Source organism: Mesorhizobium sp. M6A.T.Cr.TU.014.01.1.1, assembly GCF_004022765.1.
GTDB lineage: Bacteria > Pseudomonadota > Alphaproteobacteria > Rhizobiales > Rhizobiaceae > Mesorhizobium > Mesorhizobium mediterraneum.
The window spans coordinates 1-16,259 of record NZ_RZPG01000032.1; the positions used below are offsets into that span (position 1 = coordinate 1).

The following is a 16,259-nucleotide window of genomic DNA, read 5'->3' on the forward strand; positions in this document are numbered from 1 at the left end:
GGGCGGGCGGGGGTGGGTGTGCCCGGATCGTAGGAAATCCTACGCGCGCCGGCTGCGTCGCGTCTACCAACCGGCGGTTGGAAGGGTTAACTCGGTTAGCTTGCTTTACCCGGGCCTACCGCCCCAGCGCTTGTTTCGAAGCCGACAAAAGTTCTTCCTCGTCCACCACTCCGGCCATGTAATTGGCAATAATTCGGGACGCGAGCGATTCGCGCTGTTGTTCCGATTGGCCGTCAATCTTCAAACGATTGAACACGCGGCCAAGTAGCGCCAGCTCGGAAGGGTTGAAAACACCCGAATCCTCTGCTCTTCCATGAAGCGGCATGACAAACCCCCTTCGCCCAGAGATTTTGTTCGTGCAACATTATTATACACTAAGAAACCGCGCCCCGTTGCAGAATCGCAGACGCGAGAGATGAGCCCTCGCGGAAGATCTACGACCGGTGAGGGCGACCTCACATCAGATCTTCAGCAACCCCGTCGAATTTCTTGAGGCCTTCGCTTGGCGGCTTCTGCTTGTGAAGTCCCTGTTCAGTTGCAGCCGCCTCGAAGGCGGCGAACGCAGCTTGGTGACTGCAATGTCCGGCCAGGCATTCCTCTATCATTCGGATTGCTTCAAGTCGGGACGGCTTGTCCATGGATGGCCAGGGTTGCTGAAGAGCCTTGGCAGCGTCGGCTATCGACGCGACCATCATCGGCCTGCGATTCAGGTAGATTGTAATCGGAATGAACGCCGTCATTTTTGTCGCTCACCAGGATTGAAGGCGGTTAAACGCGAAGAGATGGCGGTGGTTGCATCATCGTGAATTCAGAGCGCCGATGCCCGATGCCATCGAGGCTGAACACGCCTAGCTCGGTGCCAACACGCAGGGGCTGGTCGTCCGAAGAGCCTTGGTCGTTTCGGTTCCATGAACGAAGAAGCCCGCGCCCCACGGAGGGGAAGGACGCGGGCTGATCGGAGGGGACAATCCGATCTCGCAGCATTTCTATGCGCACAGGAAATATTGCTGCAGGAGGCGAACGTCTTGCCCGTGCCAGTGTTCCATACGGAGACAAAAAAGCCCGCCGCGCCTTTCGCCAAGGCGGTCGATGAAGGCCTGGATATCAATCCCTATTGGGCCGCACCTAAATTCCAGATGTCCCGATGCAGGCGCCATGTCCCGTCGTCGCCCTTTTTCCAGACGACGATGTACTTGCCCGCTACGGTGGAGAGGGCGCCGTCTTTGCTCGGCACATCAAGCGTAAATGCGCCAACTTCGTAGGCGAGGTTCGCGCTCTCTTCCACTTCCAGCGCCTTCAGGGTGAGATTCTTCATCCCGCCTTTGATCGCGCCCTGCCAGAATTCTTCCACGCCCTTGCGGCCATCGACGCGCTTGCCGTCGGGCGGCAGCACGGCAGCATCCTCGGTATACATTTGACCCACCGCCGCCGCGTTTCCGCTGTTGAAGGCGTCCGTGAATTTCGTCAGCGCCGCTTCGATGTCCTCGCGAGCCGACTGGGCGGCCACAGACAGTGCTGACGAAAGAAGCAGCACAGCAGCAAATGCAAATGACTTAACCAGTCTCATCTCGTCCTCCCTTTGCGTGATATCCACCGGATGAATAGTGCCCATCCCGAGTGCGCCGCCGCGCCCGCGCAATGGCCAGATCATGACTTACATTAGACTTGTCTGATATGATGGCGCAAGCGCCAGACGTTCTCGACAACAGGCCAGAAAGCGACTGCCGTGGAACCTTTCAAAGCCAAATGCCTTGGATCACGTCGCGCGTGCCGTAGACAGCGCCGACCTCTTGCCGGATTTCAATCGATACGACCGGCCGAGATTGGCGATCTCCTGATCGCGTGCACGGTTGCGCTCGCTCCTGCGCGTGACTGTGCCGCGCGCAGATCAGCAATAGCAGCGTGGGTTCGATGCCGTCATTGGAGCGGAACCCATGAGGAAGAAAATCTGTGAACGGCCCTGTAAACGGATCGGAATGCCATTCTCCCGAAGTCGGGAATATGGCACTATGTCTTTGAAAATACTGGCGATCCCGACAGGATTCGAACCTGTGACCATCGGCTTAGAAGGCCGGTGCTCTATCCAGCTGAGCTACGGGACCGCTGGGCCGACGCCAAGGCCGGCTGAATTATGCGATGGGCGTTTGCCGGTCAATGCGTCCAGGGCGTCCTGCGGTCATAGCGGAAATTCTCCGCATAGGAAATCTGGCGGCGCTTGGTTTCCTTCGGCTCCTCGACACGGAAGGCCAGCCCCTCTTTCTCGGCATAGGCCACCGCCTCTTCCCTCGTGTCGAAGGTGAGCCTGATCTGGCTGCGCATGTCGCCCGACGTGGTGTAGCCCATCAGCGGATCGATTTTCTTGCGCATCTCGGGATCGAATTCCAGCACCCAGTGGCCGGTCTTGGCCTTGCCGGACTGCATCGCGGTTTTGGCTGGGCTGAAAATGCGCGCGGACATGGTCACCTCGTTGCTACGTGCAAGCGGCACCTGCCGCTGTATTCCCGTCATTACTTCGCAATGCAGCCGGCGGCAAGGCCGATGGTTTTTGCGCTCCTGTCGCGGACCTGAACCAAGCAGAATGAGGACTACGCAATCTGCTGTGACGGCGTCGGCTGCAAGGCAGCTTGCCAAGCCCGTTGCACCGTCTTGGCGCGTTCAGCCGCACGGGGGCATGCCGCGACCGAACTAAGCCATTGCTATATTTGACAGCTGACGCTATTATCGGTCAAACGAATGAATTCGAGGGAAAAAGTTGGCATGGTCGATGTCGGTGTGTGGTTGCGCGATCGGATAAGCCGACGTTCCGTCCTTACAGGAAGTCTTGCTGCCGTGGGCGGCACGGCGATTGCTGCCCGCAGCGCGCTCGGTCAGTCCGCCCAGCATAGCGGTCATGACATAGCGGCGGTGGCCGCCACCGATCCGGCACCTCATCATATGAATGCTCATGGCGCGATGGTCACCGTCGGGGAGGTGGACAACGCCGCCAACGGTTTTGATCCGATCCCGATGCTGACGGACTGGGAGCGAGGGACGGTCTCAGTTCTGCCCGATGGGCGCACGTTCAGGACGTTCGAGGTGACGGCCGTGGACAAGACGATCGAGATCGCACCGGGCGTGTTCTTCCCGGCATGGACGTATAACGGCCGCGTGCCCGGTCCGGCGCTGCGCGCCAAGGAAGGCGAGCGCATTCGCATCGTCTTCAAGAACAACGGCTCGCATCCGCACTCGATGCATTTCCACGGCATCCATGCCGCCCGCATGGATGGAATTCCCGGCGCCGGGCTGGTCGATCCGGGTGGCGAGTTCGTCTACGAATTCGACGCCAAGCCCTTTGGCTGCCATCTGTATCATTGCCACGCCTTGCCGCTGAAGAGGCACATCCACAAGGGCATGTATGGGGCCTTTGTCATCGACCCGGACCCGGATCGCCATCCCGACCATGCCGAGATCGCCCGGTCGCGGCTTCTCGACACGCCCGAGAATGCCGGCTGGCAAGAGCTGGTGATGGTCATGAACGGATTCGACACCAATTTCGACGAGGAGAACGAATTCTACGCCGCCAACACCATCGCCCACGCCTATGCGAAGACGCCGATCCGCATCGTGCGAGGCAAGCCGGTGCGCATCTATCTGGTCAATGTGGTGGAATTCGATCCCATCAACTCGTTTCATCTGCATGGAAATTTCTTCGACTATTTCGATCAGGGCACGACGCTGACGCCGACCTTGAAAACGGTCGACCTCATCATCCAGTGCCAGGCCCAGCGCGGCATCCTGGAATTCACCTTCGCCGAGCACGAACCGGGCCTCTACATGTTCCACGCGCATCAAAGCGAGTTCACGGAGCTCGGCTGGATGGGCATGTTCGACGTCGTCGAGGCGCTGGCATGAACAAGGTCGTCACCATCGATTCACCGGCAAGGCCGCGCAGCCGTTGGTTGTGGATCGGCCTGCCCCTTGCCGCGCTCGCCATTGCGGTGGCGTGGATCATCGCCGTCAATCCGCTGCAAGGATTGTCAAACGGCGCGCCCGCCGTCGAGAAACTGACTTTCGAGCGTGTCGTCCTCGATACATCAGGCCTTCATCTTCTGGTCAGGGCCGGCGGCTCCGAGCCGATGACCATCGCCCAGGTCCAGGTCGACGGCGCCTACTGGCAATTCACCCAGGACCCGCCGGGCACCATCGCGCGTGCTTCCACGGCGTGGATCAATCTGCCTTTCCCGTGGGTTCTGGGTGAAACGCACACGGTCAATCTGGTAACCAACTCAGGCGTCACCTTCGAACATTTGATCGAAGTTGCCGTGCCGACGCCTACCGCCACTGCGGGACAGCTCAAGCTGCAGGGACTGGTCGGCATCATCGTCGGCGTGCTGCCTGTCGCCATTGGCCTCATGTTCTATCCGGCGCTGCGCGGTGTCGGACAGAGCGGCATGAACTTCCTGTTGGCGCTGACCATCGGGTTGCTCGCCTTTCTGCTGGTCGACACGATCGAAGAATCCTTCGAGCTTGTCGGAACCGCAGCCGCTGTGTTCCAGGGGCCGGTCATGGTGGTGCTGGCGGGTCTGGCTAGCTTTCTCGTCCTGATGGCGATCGGGCGGCGGCGCGGCACGCCGACAGGGCTGGCGTTGGCCACCTATATCGCGCTCGGCATCGGCCTTCACAATCTCGGCGAAGGCCTTGCCATCGGCGCTGCCTTCGTGGCCGGCTCGGCAAGCCTCGGAACCTTCCTGGTGCTCGGCTTCGCCCTGCATAATATTACCGAAGGCATCGGCATCGCCGCTCCGATGCTGAAGGAGCGGCCGCCGCTGTGGACGTTCGCCGGCCTGACCTTGCTCGCCGGTGGGCCTGCGGTTATCGGCATGTGGCTCGGCAGCCTGGCCTATGCGCCGCAATGGTCGGCGCTGGCGCTTGCCATCGGCGCCGGCGCGATCCTGCAGGTCATCGTCGAGGTCGGCGCCTATCTGATGCGCCGCAACCAGAAGGGCATCGATGCCTTCTTCACGCCACCGGTCATGGGCGGCCTGGCGGCCGGCGTCGCCTTCATGTACGCGACGGCCGCTTTCATAAAGGTCTGACCGGACAGGAGCCTGGGTCCTGAGGCAGCGCTGCTGTAAAGCCGTAGCGCGCGACTTGGCTGGCTGCAATTCCGGCCCCGATCGCCGCACGGGCCTGCCGTTTGTTCCGTTTTCGTCTTTTAGGGGTTGCGCAGCCAAGCCCGGAACCCTATAGCCCGCAAGGACTCGGAGTGTAGCGCAGCCTGGTAGCGCATCTGGTTTGGGACCAGAGGGTCGGGAGTTCGAATCTCTCCACTCCGACCATTCATTCACAGCAAATCATCGGCCATGCTGCCGGCGCACCTGCGCCGGGCAGCATCTGCGACTGGCGAAGCACGGAAGCGACCGACGGGCAGCCCGGGTTTTCGAGCGTGCCCGCCCTGAGCTCCGAAGCGTCAGCCCTGGATGAACGCCAGGAGATCCGGATTGATGATCTCCGGGTGGGTGGTGCACATTCCGTGCGGCAGGCCCTTGTAGACCTTGAGCGTGCCGTGCTTCACCAGCTTGGCTGCAAGCAGAGCGGAGTCGGCAATCGGCACGATCTGGTCGTCATCGCCGTGCATGATCAGGACAGGCACGTCGATCTTCCTAAGGTCCTCGGTGAAGTCGGTTTCGGAAAAAGCCTCGATACAGTCGTAATGGGCCTTGGCTCCGCCCATCATGCCCTGGCGCCACCAATTGTCGACAGCTCCTTGCGAGACCTTGGCGCCCTCGCGATTAAAGCCGTAGAACGGGCCGGCCGGCACGTCCCTGTAGAACTGGGCGCGGTTGGCCACGAGCGCGGCACGGAAGCCGTCGAATACCTCGATCGGCAGGCCGCCGGGGTTATTGTCGGTCTTGACCATGATCGGCGGCACCGCGCCGATCAGCACCGCCTTGGCGACGCGTCCTTCGCCACCGTAGCGGGCAACGTAACGCGCCACCTCGCCGCCGCCGGTCGAGTGACCGATATGGACGGCGTTCTTGAGATCAAGATGGGCAACCAGGGCCGCGACATCGGCGGCATAGGTGTCCATCTCGTTGCCGGTCGCCGTCTGTGTCGAGCGGCCATGTCCGCGCCGGTCATGCGCGATCACGCGATAGCCCTTGTCGAGGAAGAACAGCATCTGGTTGTCCCAGTCATCGGCGCTGAGCGGCCAGCCGTGATGGAACACGATTGGTTGGCCTGTGCCCCAATCCTTGTAGAAAATCTCGGTGCCGTCCTTGGTGGTGAATGTGCTCATCGTCGTACTCCTTGATGTGGTTGGCCGAATTGGTTGGGCGAAGGTCCGTTCCTCCTGTGGACAAGCTACTGCAATGGGGTCATGGTGAGAATTGGCAAAACAGACATTGGACATGGCAAAACTGACAGATGGTTGCGGCGCGTGATCCGGTCGAAATCGGCCTCGTTGTGTATCCCGGCGTTCAGGAAGCGGCTGTTCTTGGCCTGACCGATCTCTTCCAGCTGGCCAACCGGCTGGCCGCCGAACGGTCGCCGGACGCGCAGAGGCTTCGTGTCAGCCATTGGCAGTGGCAGGAGGCGAGCCAAACGGTCATCCGCACCTTCGACAGCGAGCCCGGCCCCGGCAATGGACCTGCCATGGTCATCTTGCCTCCGACCCTAGGCGATCCGATCGCTCGCGGGGCGGCCGCGCCCTACGCCGACTGGCTCAGGGCCCGCCATGCGGCAGGCGCGACGCTCGGCTCGGTCTGCGCCGGCGCCTTCGTGCTTGCCGAGGCCGGCCTGCTGTCTGGCCGTGCTGCGACGACGCATTGGGCCTATCGCGACGCGCTGGCGATGCGCTTTCCCGACATCGCACTGGATGCCGACAAGCTGGTCATCGATGATGGCGACATCATCACCGCCGGCGGTTACATGGCTTGGACCGATCTCGGCCTAAAACTCGTCGACCGGGTGCTCGGGCCGACCGTCATGATGGACACTGCCCGTTTCATGCTGGTGGATCCGCCGGGACGAGAGCAGCGCTTCTACAGCCCCTTTGCTCCCAGGCTGAACCATGGCGACGAGGCCATCCTCAAAGTGCAGCACTGGCTCCAGGCGAGAGGCGCGCGCGATGTGACGCTTGCCACTATGGCGGAGCATGCGGCCTTGGAGGAGCGGACTTTTTTGCGCCGCTTTCGCAACGCCACCGGCCTCAAGCCGACCGAGTATTGCCAGCACCTGCGCGTCGGCAAGGCGCGTGAGATGCTGGAAGCGACGATCCGATCAATCGACCAGATCGCCTGGGATGTCGGCTATGACGATCCCGGCTCCTTCCGCAAAGTGTTCGCCAGGATAACCGGCCTGGTGCCGGGCGATTACCGCAGGCGTTTTGGCGTGGAACGAGCGGCGCTTGTGGCCGGCGAGCGCTGAGCGGTGGCCCAGCCGTGCTTGCCCCGCGTCGACTGCCGCTGGAAGATGCGTGTGTTTGATGAGGTCTATGATGCCACGACCAACCGCACGATGATGCAGAGGAAGCCCAAGCCGCTGTGGCTGTTGCGGTGGCCGCGCCAGGCGATCGGGCTGAAGCGGAAGTGCGAGGTGAGCCAATGACTGACCGATCAATCACGAGTTGCGACGAATACGGCAGCATATATTTCGTCGAAAGCAGTGCAATGGCCAGCCTTTGTGCTGAATGCGCGTTTCATCTCTATGGGTACCCCGCCTGCGAACATCAGTTCAAAAACGGCCGATGCACAGCCTGCGGGTGGGACGGCTCTCGGTCAAAATATATCGCCGGCATTATTTCAAGGGAAAGCTCATAGGTGGGAGCGTCGACCCTGTCGCCTTGTCGCGCGCATGTGGCGCAGACAACCCATGCTTAGAGAGCGCTTTCGATATCGGTCCTCGAAAAATCGTCGCCGATATAAAGCAGGCGGCAGGCATGTTCCTTGGCCACCTCATAGGCGAAGCAGTCACCGAAATTGAGCGCGGCCGGGTGAACGCCCTTACCCCACTTTGCGTAGGCTTCGGCGATGCGACGCGCAGAGGCCGGCGTTACTGCCGCAATTTCGAAACCAAGCCCGTCGATCAGGCCGGACAGCTCTTCGCCGACATTGCGCCGCGCCGCGACGATCAGCGCTTCGGCCACGGTGCCGGCGGAAATCAGAATGTCGTCTTCAGCCTCGAGCGCCGCGATGCAGACATCAGCCTCCGGCTCGTCAAGAACGATCGCCATCAGCGCCGAGGTATCGACCACGATCATTCAGGCAGGCCATCATCACCGTAGAGGAAATCCTGGCTTCGCGCGGCGGATGGCCCGGCCTTCGCCCTCGCGGCGCCGGATGCGCGCATCGCCTCCAGCAGTGCCCGACGGCTTTTCCTGTCCGGCACTGCCTTGACGGGAACCAGGCGCACGGCCGCATGACCGTGACGGGTCAGAATGATTTCGTCGCCTGCCTCGGCACGACGCACCAATTCGGTCAGCTGTCCCTTGGCGTCTGTAACGGATACCTGCATCGCCACTCCTCTATGGGCCATCCTCTGGTCCATATTTGCAGTGAAAATAGACCATTCAACGGTCCATTACAACAGCCAAAGGCAAGCTCGCCGGGAGGAGAACCCCAACCGCCCCGTCTCCCGGCGAGCCTACAACCTGATTTGATACGCAATCAGGACCGGGGTTAGCCGGCAAGGCTGACGTTGCAAGATGGATGCCAGTACTGGTTTCCCGAAATGGGACACCGGCTAGCCTGTCGTATCAGATCTCGAACTCGCCCTGCCCCTCATCCATGGCGCTGACGGTTTCGGCGGCGAGCGCCCTCGTGATCGGCGTCTTGCGCTCCAGTGCCGTGCGATCGAGCCGCTCCACCACCCGCATCGCGGTGGCCAGCGAGCGTTCGATGCGGCGCACCAGATATTGCACGACATGTGGCTCGACCTCGACCTGGCGGTCGGCGAACAGTTTGGTGATGACGCCGGCCAGCAAGAGATCGTCGGGCTCGTGGATCTCGACCGTCGCCGCCGCTTTCAGCCGCGAAGCGAGGTCCGGAAGCCTAACGCCCCAGGCGGACGGAAAGCGCCGCGCGGTCAAGAGCAAGGTCGAGCCGGCCCCGCGCACCGCATTGATCAGATGGAACAGCCCCTCTTCATCGACCGCGCCGGCATCGACGTCGTCGATCAGGGCAGGCCGCGCGCCGAGGCCCGCCATGCAGTCGCCGATGCGCCTGACATCGACTGTCACGGCCCCGGCGCGGGCGCGCCAGATCGAGGCCAGGTGGGTTTTTCCAGAGCCCGCCGGACCGGCGAGCACGACCACCGGCGACGGCCAGTCCGGCCAGCGATCGACCAGCGCCACCGCTTGGCTGTTGGTGCCGGAGACGACGAGCTCGTCGCGCGAGTAACCGGTGCCGTGGCCGAGATCGAGCGGCAACTGGCGCGGCGGATCGATCTTGTTGTCCGGCATCTGGCTCAACTGCGCGGCCCACCGCTCCCGCGGCGACGCGCCGGCAGCGGCGGTACAGGTTCGGTGCTGTGGCCCTTGTAGAGCGGCGATTCCAGATAACGGGCGATGGCAAAACGCACCAGAACGGCAACGGCGGCCGAGGCCGGCACGGCGATCAGCAGGCCGACGAAGCCGAACAGCGCGCCGAAGGCAAACAGCGAAAACATCAGCCACACCGGATGCAGGCCGACGCTTTTTCCCACCAGCCTCGGCTGCAGGATGTTGCCCTCGATGAACTGGCCGACGAAGAACACGCCGGCCACCGCCGCGATCATGGTCCAGTCGGGCCAGAACTGAACGAAGGCAACGCCGACGGCCAGGACCAACCCGGTCAGCGAGCCGACATAGGGGATGAAGGAGATCAGCCCGGCGAACAGGCCGATCAGGATGCCGAAATTCAGGCCGGTCAACGTCAGGCCGGTGGCGTACATGGCGCCCAGCACCAGGCACAGCGTGCCCTGGCCGCGCACAAAACCGGCGGTAGCGGTGTTGATGTCGTTGGCGATGGCCCTGACGGTCTTGACATAGTCGCGCGGCACCCAGCTGTCGACGATCGCCACCATGCGGTCCCAGTCGAGCAGCATGTAGAAGGCAACGACTGGTGTCACCACGAACAGGCTGACCACCGACACTAGCGCCACGCCGGAGCTCCAGATCGATGTGAACACCGTGGTCAGGAGGCCGAAGCCGGAGGTCAGCAGCGAATTCAAGCCTTCGCGCAGGCCATTGGCGTCGACGCCGAATTTCTCTTCCAGCCATCTCGGATCGAAGCTGGTGATCAGGGTCTGCAGCCGGGTCAGGTATTCCGGCAGCTTGCTGGCGAAATCGGCCATCTGCGAGGCCAGCACCGGAACGAGGATGACGAAAGCCAGCACCAGAACGACGATGAAGGCGAACAGGATGACAACCGTCGCCATCAGCCGCGACAGGCCGAGCCGCTGCAGCCGGTCGGCGACCGGGTCGAGAAAGTAGGCGAGGACCATGCCGGCGACGAACGGCAAAAGGATGCCGCTAAAGACATAGAGGAAGACCGCGAGGATGATGGCGCTGATTAGCCAGAAGCGGATTTGGCGGCGAAACACGCCAGACGCGGCGGCATCGGCGGCCGCAGCCTCGGCTGCCGCGTCGATGTCCTGGTCAGGTGTCCGGTGTGGAGCCTTCGCCATAGCCGCTCATATGCCTCAGCCAAGCCACGAGATAGGCCGCGGCCGAAGCCACGGTCAAGACCCCGGACAGCAATATGAGCACCGGCCTGAGCGGATCGAGGTCGAGGGCGAGAGCCAGTTCGCCCAGCACCACCGCCGCCAGCACGATCTGGATGGCGGTGTTGGCCTTGGACACGAACAGCGGCTTCATCTCGACCGGGTGGGCCATGACGGTGGACAAAAGCACGGCGCAGACGATCAGCGCATCGCGCGACACCATGGTGACGACCAGCCACAGCGGCAATTCACCGATGAAGCCCAGCACCACGAACACCGAAACCAGCAGCAATTTGTCGGCCATCGGATCGAGATAGGCGCCAAGTTGCGAAAACTGGTTGAAATGGCGGGCGATGAAGCCGTCGACACCGTCGGAAATGCCGGCGATGAGGAAGCCGGCGAAAGCCCAGTCCCAGTGCGCCTGCAGCATGGCCAGCACCACGCCCGGCACCAGCACGAAACGCATGATCGTGATCATGTTGGGGATGGTCAAACGCATGTCCCGTCGTTTCTGTTTTAATGATACAATGATGGAGATGGGACGCTACGGCAAGTGGCGACGCTCTCTCCTCGCTCACCTGCTCCACCCCAGACCGAAAAAACGAACCTGGCGAATGACGATGGCACAGAGATTTACAATCGCCCTGCGTGTCACACTTTGCTATTTGGCCGGAGTAACAGAAAGCTTCCTAGGTTTCGCATCTTTTACAACTCCACACCGCGACGCGTCGATGCATGACCTTTTGATCAGTTTCGTTCTTGCCTTGGTGGTCGGCCTTCTGGCGTCTTGGCCTCTCTGGCTGGTGGCTGCCGCCGTGGCGTTCGTTTTCGGGCGGTCAGTCGCCGTAAACCCGGGTGTCTGGACTGTGGCGGCAAGTTTGATCGCCGCCGGTTTCTCCTACGGGGTCCTCCCGAGCGACGAGGTCAGGTCCTTAGCGACCGTCGGCGCCCTCGCCGCTGCGCTGGCGGGCGTTTCTTTCTACTGCTGGAGCGTAGGGAGCCCGGTTCGGCCGATCTCCAATTGAACATCGCCATCGCTCGCTTGCCTTGCGAGGCAAAAGCGTTCATGCGAAGAGCCCTCAAGCAAGTGGAAACAGAGATGAGCAGGCGCCAGAAATGAGCAAGCGCAAGAACGGGCTCACTTATGCCGAGGCGGGTGTCGACATCGATGCCGGCAATCTCATGGTCGAGAAGATCAAGCCGCTGGTGCGCGCGACGCGCCGGCCGGGCGCCGATGGCGAGATCGGCGGCTTCGGCGGCCTGTTCGACCTCAAGGCCGCCGGCTTCACGGACCCGGTGCTGGTCGCCGCCAATGACGGCGTCGGCACCAAGCTGAAGATCGCCATCGATGCGGGCAAGCACGACACGATCGGCATCGATCTCGTCGCCATGTGCGTCAACGACATCGTCGTGCAAGGCGCCGAGCCATTGTTCTTCCTCGACTATTTCGCCACCGGCAAGCTCGACCCCGACCAGGGTGCTTCGATTGTCGGCGGCATCGCCGAGGGCTGCCGACAGGCCGGATGCGCGCTGATCGGCGGCGAGACGGCGGAAATGCCCGGCATGTATCACGGCAAGGACTACGACCTTGCCGGCTTTGCTGTGGGCGCGGCCGAACGTGGCCAGCTACTGCCGACAGACGACATCGTCGAGGGCGACGTGCTGTTGGGACTGGCCTCGTCAGGCCTGCATTCGAACGGCTTTTCGCTGGTCCGCCGCATCGTCGCGACAAGCGGCCTTGCGTGGTCCGGTCCGGCGCCCTTCAATGATGAAGCCACGCTGGCCGAGGCGCTGCTCGAGCCGACACGCATCTACGTCAAGTCGATCCTCAAGGCGATCCGCGGCACGCATGGCATCAAGGCGCTGGCGCACATCACCGGCGGCGGCTTTCCTGAAAACATCCCGCGCGTCCTGCCGAAGGATTTTTCGGCCGAGCTCGACCTCGACGCCATCGAGGTGCCACCGGTATTCTCATGGCTGGCGAAAACCGGTGGCGTGGCGCCCGAAGAGATGATGCGCACCTTCAACTGCGGCGTCGGCATGATCCTCGCCGTCGCCTCAGGCCAGGCCGCACAGGTCGCTGCCGTGCTGCAGGAGGCCGGCGAGACTGTGGCGCCGATCGGCCGCATCGTGCCGCGCCGCAACGCCGGCGTCATCTATCGGGGCTCGATCGGCCTATGAGCACGCGCAAACGCACCGTGGTGCTGATTTCGGGACGCGGCTCCAACATGACGGCGCTGATCGCCGCGGCCAGCAACCCGGACTATCCGGCCGAGATCGTCGGCGTCATTTCCGACCGGGCCAATGCCGCCGGTCTAGGCATCGCCGCGGCGCGCGGCATCCCTACCAAGGTGATTTCGCGGGCCGACCATACCAGCAAGGAAGCGCATGACGGAGCGATCGACGCGGCACTTGTCTCGTTCGGCGCCGAGATCGTGACGCTGGCCGGTTACATGCGCATCCTCGGCGCGCGCTTCGTCGAGAAGTGGCTGGGACGGATGATCAACATCCACCCTGCCCTGTTGCCTGCTTTCAAGGGGCTGGATACGCATGCGCGAGCTATCCGCGCGGGCATTCGCATCCATGGTTGCACGGTGCATTTCGTCACGCTCGATATGGATGACGGCCCGATCATCGCCCAGGCTGCCGTGCCGGTGATGGTCGGCGACAATGAGGATACGCTTGCCGCCCGCGTGCTGAAGGCCGAGCACCGGCTTTATCCGCTGGCGCTCGGGCTGGTCGCCGAAGGCAAGGCGCGGATGGAAGGCGGCCGTACCGTGCTTGCCCATTTCGCCGACGATGCCGACAACAGCACCTCGATGGTGATGGCGCCCGATCCGCTGCGCGAGGAGACCGATCTCGAGCATCTGGCGCGCATCACGCCATGAGAGCCATCCTTGAAGGTGGTGGCAAATATTGCTACCATCTTCACAAGGAGACAGTTTGATGGCGCCAGTCGAAAAAGTCAGCGTGGCGCTTTCCCCCGAACTGCTGGACATGGTCAAGGGCGCAGTGGCCAGCGGGCAATACGGTTCGGCAAGCGAAGTAATCCGCGAAGCGCTCCGCGAATGGCGCCTTCGCCAGCCCTTGCGCGAGGCGGAAGCGGAGCGGCTGCGGAAAGCCTGGACGGAAGGGCTGGAGAGCGGCCCGTTCGCGCCTTTCGACATCGAGGACATCAAGCTGAAGGCGCACAGCCGGTTCAGCGACGCTGCCAAAAAAACACAGCGGAATGGCTGACATCCTCATTGTCCGCAGCCCGGCCGCCGAAAACGATCTGATCGAAATCTGGTTTGGCATTGCGACGGACATCCCGCTTGCCGCGGATCGCTTTCTGGACGCCATAGCGGCGCGCATCTTGCAATTGGCCAGCTTCCCTGAGTCCGGCCCCAAGAGACCGGACATCGGCGCCGAGGTGAGAGCGCTGACGATCGGCAATTATCTCGTGCTTTATCGCTTGGCAGAACAACGCGTCGAGGTCGTTCGCGTCGTGCATGGCGCGCGCGACGTCTCGGCGCTATTTTGAAAGATCATGGCAACTGCAATTGGCAGCAGCTGGCGGACATCACGCCCTGAGCAGAGGCTGGCATGGCGACAATGAAACAACTCCTTCTTCTGCGTCATGCCAAGTCGAGTTGGGACGATCCTGACCTCATCGACTTCGACCGGCCGCTTTCCGGGCGCGGGCTGAAGGCGGCCCCGCTGATCGGGCGCGAACTGGCCAGGCAGGGCTGGCTGCCCGATGTGGCGCTGGTATCTCCAGCGCTGCGCAGCCGCGACACATGGCGGCTGGTCTCGGCGGAATTGCCGGCGAAAACGCCGGCCAAATTTGTTCAGGCGCTCTACGAGGCCAGTGCGGCAGACGTTCTCGCCAAGGTACGGCAGGCAAATGCTGTAACAAGCACCCTTCTGGTGATTGGCCACAATCCCGGTCTGGAGGAATTCGCGCGCCGGCTTGCCGGCGCCGGATCGGATGCCGCGGCACTCAAAAGGCTTGAAGAAAAATTTCCGACGGCGGCGCTTGCCCGCTTCGTTTTTGACGGCGACTGGGCACGGCTGGCCCTCGACGAGGCGCGGCTGACACACTGCGTTTGGCCGAAGGATCTGCGCTAAACGGGCGGTGCTGCCGGCTATGACTTAATATGCAAAAGCAAGAGCGGCGGGCCAAACCCGCCGCTCTTTGAGTTCCGGAGCTTGAGGACTTAGCGGCGGCCCCAGTTGCCCCGGCCAGATTGAGGCGCGACGGACTGATCCGAGCCGGACTGGCGCGTCGCATCGGTGTTGACGGCATTATGCTCGGTCGGGAGCAGCTTGCGGATCGAACCCGTGAGCGTGTTGTCGACATTTCCAACAGGCTCATTGCCAACCGGCGCAGCCGGCTGGTTGACGCCGTCCGAACCATAGTGGTCGCTGCCGGCAAAGGCGCTGCCTGTAGCAATGAGGACGGCAGCGGCGGTAAGAGCAATCTTGGTCATTTTTTCAGGTACTCCAGTATTTCCATGTTTTCAGTGTTGTTGTCCGTCTAGTGGCGTGCCTTGGGAGGATTTCGCGTCGTTCGGACCATCCCGAAGTGGGTTGGCCATGCGGCGGTTTCCAATCACAAAGATTTTTCAGCTACGCCTGAATCGGGTGCTTGAAATCTGCCAAAAGGCTTCCTTCGCCACAATCTTTTGCATTCTTTTCAATTTGTTATGCGAATTTGCCTGCCGCGAGGCGCAGGCATTTGCTGAGCCGACGTTCACCCGGTCCTGCACGATGCGTCAACAGAAACGAACCGATCGGTTCGATTCCTCCACTGATGCGCAAATGAAATTTCGCAGAGCTACCGGCTTTGCGTTGCCGCCTTAGACGTGCACGTCACCAAAGGAGAGTTCGCCATCGTCGCCAGCAGCCAGGAAGGCAGTGACTAGCAGGCCGGCATAGAGGGCGGCGACCAGCACGACGATGACCAGGCCGGGAATGGGCCCCAGGGCAGCGCCGGTGACGGCCTCGCACACCGAACCGACGAAGCCGATGCGGACACCCTCGGTTAGAAGACTGGGTGTCGACAGTTTGAGGATCCAGGCCATCAGCAGGATCAGCAGCATGTGGATGTAGTTTCGACGCAGACGACGCGCCAACGCCGCTCGTTGCGAAATGAGGAATTTTGGAGCGCGCAGGCTTTCGCCGACGATCAATAGCCAATCGGACGCAAAGTCCGGCTGCGGCGAGAATATCTGCGCGAAATAGTGCCGTTCGAACTGGCGCACGCGGGCCCGGTAAACGTCGAAGAAGCGATATCGCCGCGCTTCTATCCACAGCAGCAACAGGACAAGCAGCATGGCAAAAAGCAGCACGCCGTGATGCGCGCTAGCCGTCGAAAGCGAGACGGACAGCATCGCCGCGACGACCGTTATCGCCCAATTGCTCGTCCGGTCCAGGCGGTCGCGCCACCCCGTCATGCGTAGAATTTCGGCGCGATGAAAGTGTGACATCGTGGTTACGAGTTCGCCGGGCGAAAGCGTTCTTCCAATGGGGTCCGGCGCTGCCGACACATCTGCCATCTCCATGCCTCCGACCGCCACGCAAAAACGGCTGGAGGG

Annotated in this window: 20 protein-coding genes and 2 tRNA genes; 9 read left to right on the forward strand and 13 right to left on the reverse strand. The window is 62.2% G+C overall.

Annotated elements, in window-relative coordinates; genetic code table 11:
* Positions 1-115: 115 nt before the first annotated feature.
* From EN885_RS27940 to EN885_RS27960, 5 genes are all read right to left on the reverse strand, one after another.
* Positions 116-325: a hypothetical protein gene (locus EN885_RS27940; protein ID WP_095489318.1), complete on the reverse strand. Its 210-nt coding sequence runs from the start codon at positions 323-325 to the stop codon at positions 116-118.
* 130 nt (positions 326-455) lie between these two features.
* Complete coding sequence (locus EN885_RS27945) at positions 456-740, reverse strand: DUF982 domain-containing protein (protein WP_128243691.1); 285 nt, start codon at positions 738-740, stop codon at positions 456-458.
* A 371-nt stretch (positions 741-1,111) separates the two neighbouring features.
* The gene (locus EN885_RS27950) at positions 1,112-1,651 is read right to left on the reverse strand and encodes an SgcJ/EcaC family oxidoreductase (protein WP_095489320.1); all 540 of its coding nucleotides are present in this window, start codon (positions 1,649-1,651) and stop codon (positions 1,112-1,114) included.
* Between the two features lie 374 nt (positions 1,652-2,025).
* Positions 2,026-2,102 (reverse strand) — tRNA-Arg (locus EN885_RS27955).
* 49 nt (positions 2,103-2,151) lie between these two features.
* On the reverse strand, positions 2,152-2,457 hold the full coding sequence (locus EN885_RS27960; protein WP_015318428.1) for an ETC complex I subunit: 306 nt from the start codon (positions 2,455-2,457) through the stop codon (positions 2,152-2,154).
* Positions 2,458-2,757: 300 nt separating this feature from the next.
* Between EN885_RS27960 and EN885_RS27965 the strand changes: the two genes are divergently transcribed.
* From EN885_RS27965 to EN885_RS27975, 3 genes are all read left to right on the forward strand, one after another.
* A complete protein-coding gene (locus EN885_RS27965; protein WP_127295469.1) occupies positions 2,758-3,891 on the forward strand; it encodes a multicopper oxidase domain-containing protein in 1,134 nt (377 codons plus the stop codon).
* The gene (locus EN885_RS27970; RefSeq protein ID WP_095489322.1) at positions 3,888-5,075 is read left to right on the forward strand and encodes a metal transporter; all 1,188 of its coding nucleotides are present in this window, start codon (positions 3,888-3,890) and stop codon (positions 5,073-5,075) included. The genes EN885_RS27965 and EN885_RS27970 overlap by 4 nt, the downstream gene beginning before the upstream one ends.
* A gap of 166 nt (positions 5,076-5,241) precedes the next feature.
* Positions 5,242-5,318 (forward strand) — tRNA-Pro (locus EN885_RS27975).
* A gap of 131 nt (positions 5,319-5,449) precedes the next feature.
* Here the strand turns inward: EN885_RS27975 and EN885_RS27980 are convergent.
* Entirely contained in the window at positions 5,450-6,277 is an 828-nt protein-coding gene (locus tag EN885_RS27980; RefSeq protein WP_127206505.1) for an alpha/beta hydrolase, read from the reverse strand.
* A gap of 128 nt (positions 6,278-6,405) precedes the next feature.
* On the opposite strand from EN885_RS27980, the gene EN885_RS27985 reads away from it, so the two are divergent.
* Complete coding sequence (locus EN885_RS27985; RefSeq protein ID WP_128243690.1) at positions 6,406-7,407, forward strand: GlxA family transcriptional regulator; 1,002 nt, start codon at positions 6,406-6,408, stop codon at positions 7,405-7,407.
* Between the two features lie 448 nt (positions 7,408-7,855).
* Here the strand turns inward: EN885_RS27985 and EN885_RS27995 are convergent, their stop codons facing one another.
* From EN885_RS27995 to EN885_RS28015, 5 genes are all read right to left on the reverse strand, one after another.
* Positions 7,856-8,239 carry a type II toxin-antitoxin system VapC family toxin gene (locus EN885_RS27995; RefSeq protein WP_095483250.1) on the reverse strand — a complete coding sequence of 128 codons (384 nt, stop codon included), beginning with the start codon at positions 8,237-8,239 and terminating at the stop codon, positions 7,856-7,858.
* Entirely contained in the window at positions 8,236-8,493 is a 258-nt protein-coding gene (locus tag EN885_RS28000) for a type II toxin-antitoxin system prevent-host-death family antitoxin (RefSeq protein ID WP_095483249.1), read from the reverse strand. The genes EN885_RS27995 and EN885_RS28000 overlap by 4 nt, the downstream gene beginning before the upstream one ends.
* Positions 8,494-8,734: 241 nt before the next feature.
* Complete coding sequence (gene hdaA / locus EN885_RS28005) at positions 8,735-9,439, reverse strand: DnaA regulatory inactivator HdaA (protein ID WP_128243698.1); 705 nt, start codon at positions 9,437-9,439, stop codon at positions 8,735-8,737.
* 5 nt (positions 9,440-9,444) lie between these two features.
* On the reverse strand, positions 9,445-10,644 hold the full coding sequence (locus EN885_RS28010) for an AI-2E family transporter (protein WP_095483246.1): 1,200 nt from the start codon (positions 10,642-10,644) through the stop codon (positions 9,445-9,447).
* On the reverse strand, positions 10,616-11,173 hold the full coding sequence (locus tag EN885_RS28015; protein ID WP_095483311.1) for a CDP-alcohol phosphatidyltransferase family protein: 558 nt from the start codon (positions 11,171-11,173) through the stop codon (positions 10,616-10,618). The genes EN885_RS28010 and EN885_RS28015 overlap by 29 nt, the downstream gene beginning before the upstream one ends.
* Positions 11,174-11,796: 623 nt before the next feature.
* Between EN885_RS28015 and purM the strand changes: the two genes are divergently transcribed.
* The 5 genes from purM to EN885_RS28040 all read left to right on the forward strand — a co-directional run bounded on the left by purM (position 11,797) and on the right by EN885_RS28040 (position 14,790).
* Entirely contained in the window at positions 11,797-12,861 is a 1,065-nt protein-coding gene (purM, locus tag EN885_RS28020) for a phosphoribosylformylglycinamidine cyclo-ligase (protein ID WP_127206491.1), read from the forward strand.
* Positions 12,858-13,568: a phosphoribosylglycinamide formyltransferase gene (purN, locus tag EN885_RS28025; protein ID WP_128243689.1), complete on the forward strand. Its 711-nt coding sequence runs from the start codon at positions 12,858-12,860 to the stop codon at positions 13,566-13,568. Before purM ends, purN begins: the two co-directional genes overlap by 4 nt.
* Positions 13,569-13,626: 58 nt before the next feature.
* Positions 13,627-13,917 (forward strand): type II toxin-antitoxin system ParD family antitoxin, encoded by a 291-nt coding sequence (locus tag EN885_RS28030; RefSeq protein WP_127206490.1) that lies wholly within the window; start codon positions 13,627-13,629, stop codon positions 13,915-13,917.
* The gene (locus EN885_RS28035; RefSeq protein WP_127206489.1) at positions 13,910-14,203 is read left to right on the forward strand and encodes a type II toxin-antitoxin system RelE/ParE family toxin; all 294 of its coding nucleotides are present in this window, start codon (positions 13,910-13,912) and stop codon (positions 14,201-14,203) included. Before EN885_RS28030 ends, EN885_RS28035 begins: the two co-directional genes overlap by 8 nt.
* 71 nt (positions 14,204-14,274) lie before the next feature.
* The gene (locus EN885_RS28040; RefSeq protein ID WP_126107539.1) at positions 14,275-14,790 is read left to right on the forward strand and encodes a histidine phosphatase family protein; all 516 of its coding nucleotides are present in this window, start codon (positions 14,275-14,277) and stop codon (positions 14,788-14,790) included.
* 89 nt (positions 14,791-14,879) lie between these two features.
* On the opposite strand, the gene EN885_RS28045 is transcribed toward EN885_RS28040, so the two are convergent.
* Positions 14,880-15,152, reverse strand: coding sequence for a DUF680 domain-containing protein (locus EN885_RS28045; RefSeq protein WP_127206488.1), 273 nt, complete (start codon positions 15,150-15,152; stop codon positions 14,880-14,882).
* Between the two features lie 369 nt (positions 15,153-15,521).
* Positions 15,522-16,220 carry a DUF2270 domain-containing protein gene (locus tag EN885_RS28050; RefSeq protein WP_127206487.1) on the reverse strand — a complete coding sequence of 233 codons (699 nt, stop codon included), beginning with the start codon at positions 16,218-16,220 and terminating at the stop codon, positions 15,522-15,524.
* Positions 16,221-16,259: the final 39 nt, after the last annotated feature.

What these genes read in the sequence shown, in the direction of transcription:
- EN885_RS27965 (WP_127295469.1), top strand. Translation starts at nt 2,758, where the DNA reads ATGGTCGATGTCGGTGTGTGGTTGCGCGATCGGATAAGCCGACGTTCC.
- purN (WP_128243689.1), top strand. Translation starts at nt 12,858, where the DNA reads ATGAGCACGCGCAAACGCACCGTGGTGCTGATTTCGGGACGCGGCTCC.
- EN885_RS28040 (WP_126107539.1), top strand. Translation starts at nt 14,275, where the DNA reads ATGAAACAACTCCTTCTTCTGCGTCATGCCAAGTCGAGTTGGGACGAT.
- EN885_RS27945 (WP_128243691.1), bottom strand. Translation starts at nt 740, where the DNA reads ATGACGGCGTTCATTCCGATTACAATCTACCTGAATCGCAGGCCGATG.
- EN885_RS27940 (WP_095489318.1), bottom strand. Translation starts at nt 325, where the DNA reads ATGCCGCTTCATGGAAGAGCAGAGGATTCGGGTGTTTTCAACCCTTCC.
- EN885_RS28030 (WP_127206490.1), top strand. Translation starts at nt 13,627, where the DNA reads ATGGCGCCAGTCGAAAAAGTCAGCGTGGCGCTTTCCCCCGAACTGCTG.
- EN885_RS28045 (WP_127206488.1), bottom strand. Translation starts at nt 15,152, where the DNA reads ATGACCAAGATTGCTCTTACCGCCGCTGCCGTCCTCATTGCTACAGGC.
- EN885_RS27980 (WP_127206505.1), bottom strand. Translation starts at nt 6,277, where the DNA reads ATGAGCACATTCACCACCAAGGACGGCACCGAGATTTTCTACAAGGAT.
- EN885_RS28010 (WP_095483246.1), bottom strand. Translation starts at nt 10,644, where the DNA reads ATGGCGAAGGCTCCACACCGGACACCTGACCAGGACATCGACGCGGCA.
- EN885_RS28035 (WP_127206489.1), top strand. Translation starts at nt 13,910, where the DNA reads ATGGCTGACATCCTCATTGTCCGCAGCCCGGCCGCCGAAAACGATCTG.
- EN885_RS27970 (WP_095489322.1), top strand. Translation starts at nt 3,888, where the DNA reads ATGAACAAGGTCGTCACCATCGATTCACCGGCAAGGCCGCGCAGCCGT.
- EN885_RS28000 (WP_095483249.1), bottom strand. Translation starts at nt 8,493, where the DNA reads ATGCAGGTATCCGTTACAGACGCCAAGGGACAGCTGACCGAATTGGTG.
- EN885_RS27950 (WP_095489320.1), bottom strand. Translation starts at nt 1,651, where the DNA reads ATGATCTGGCCATTGCGCGGGCGCGGCGGCGCACTCGGGATGGGCACT.
- EN885_RS27985 (WP_128243690.1), top strand. Translation starts at nt 6,406, where the DNA reads ATGGTTGCGGCGCGTGATCCGGTCGAAATCGGCCTCGTTGTGTATCCC.
- EN885_RS27995 (WP_095483250.1), bottom strand. Translation starts at nt 8,239, where the DNA reads ATGATCGTGGTCGATACCTCGGCGCTGATGGCGATCGTTCTTGACGAG.
- EN885_RS28050 (WP_127206487.1), bottom strand. Translation starts at nt 16,220, where the DNA reads ATGGCAGATGTGTCGGCAGCGCCGGACCCCATTGGAAGAACGCTTTCG.
- purM (WP_127206491.1), top strand. Translation starts at nt 11,797, where the DNA reads ATGAGCAAGCGCAAGAACGGGCTCACTTATGCCGAGGCGGGTGTCGAC.
- EN885_RS27960 (WP_015318428.1), bottom strand. Translation starts at nt 2,457, where the DNA reads ATGTCCGCGCGCATTTTCAGCCCAGCCAAAACCGCGATGCAGTCCGGC.
- hdaA (WP_128243698.1), bottom strand. Translation starts at nt 9,439, where the DNA reads ATGCCGGACAACAAGATCGATCCGCCGCGCCAGTTGCCGCTCGATCTC.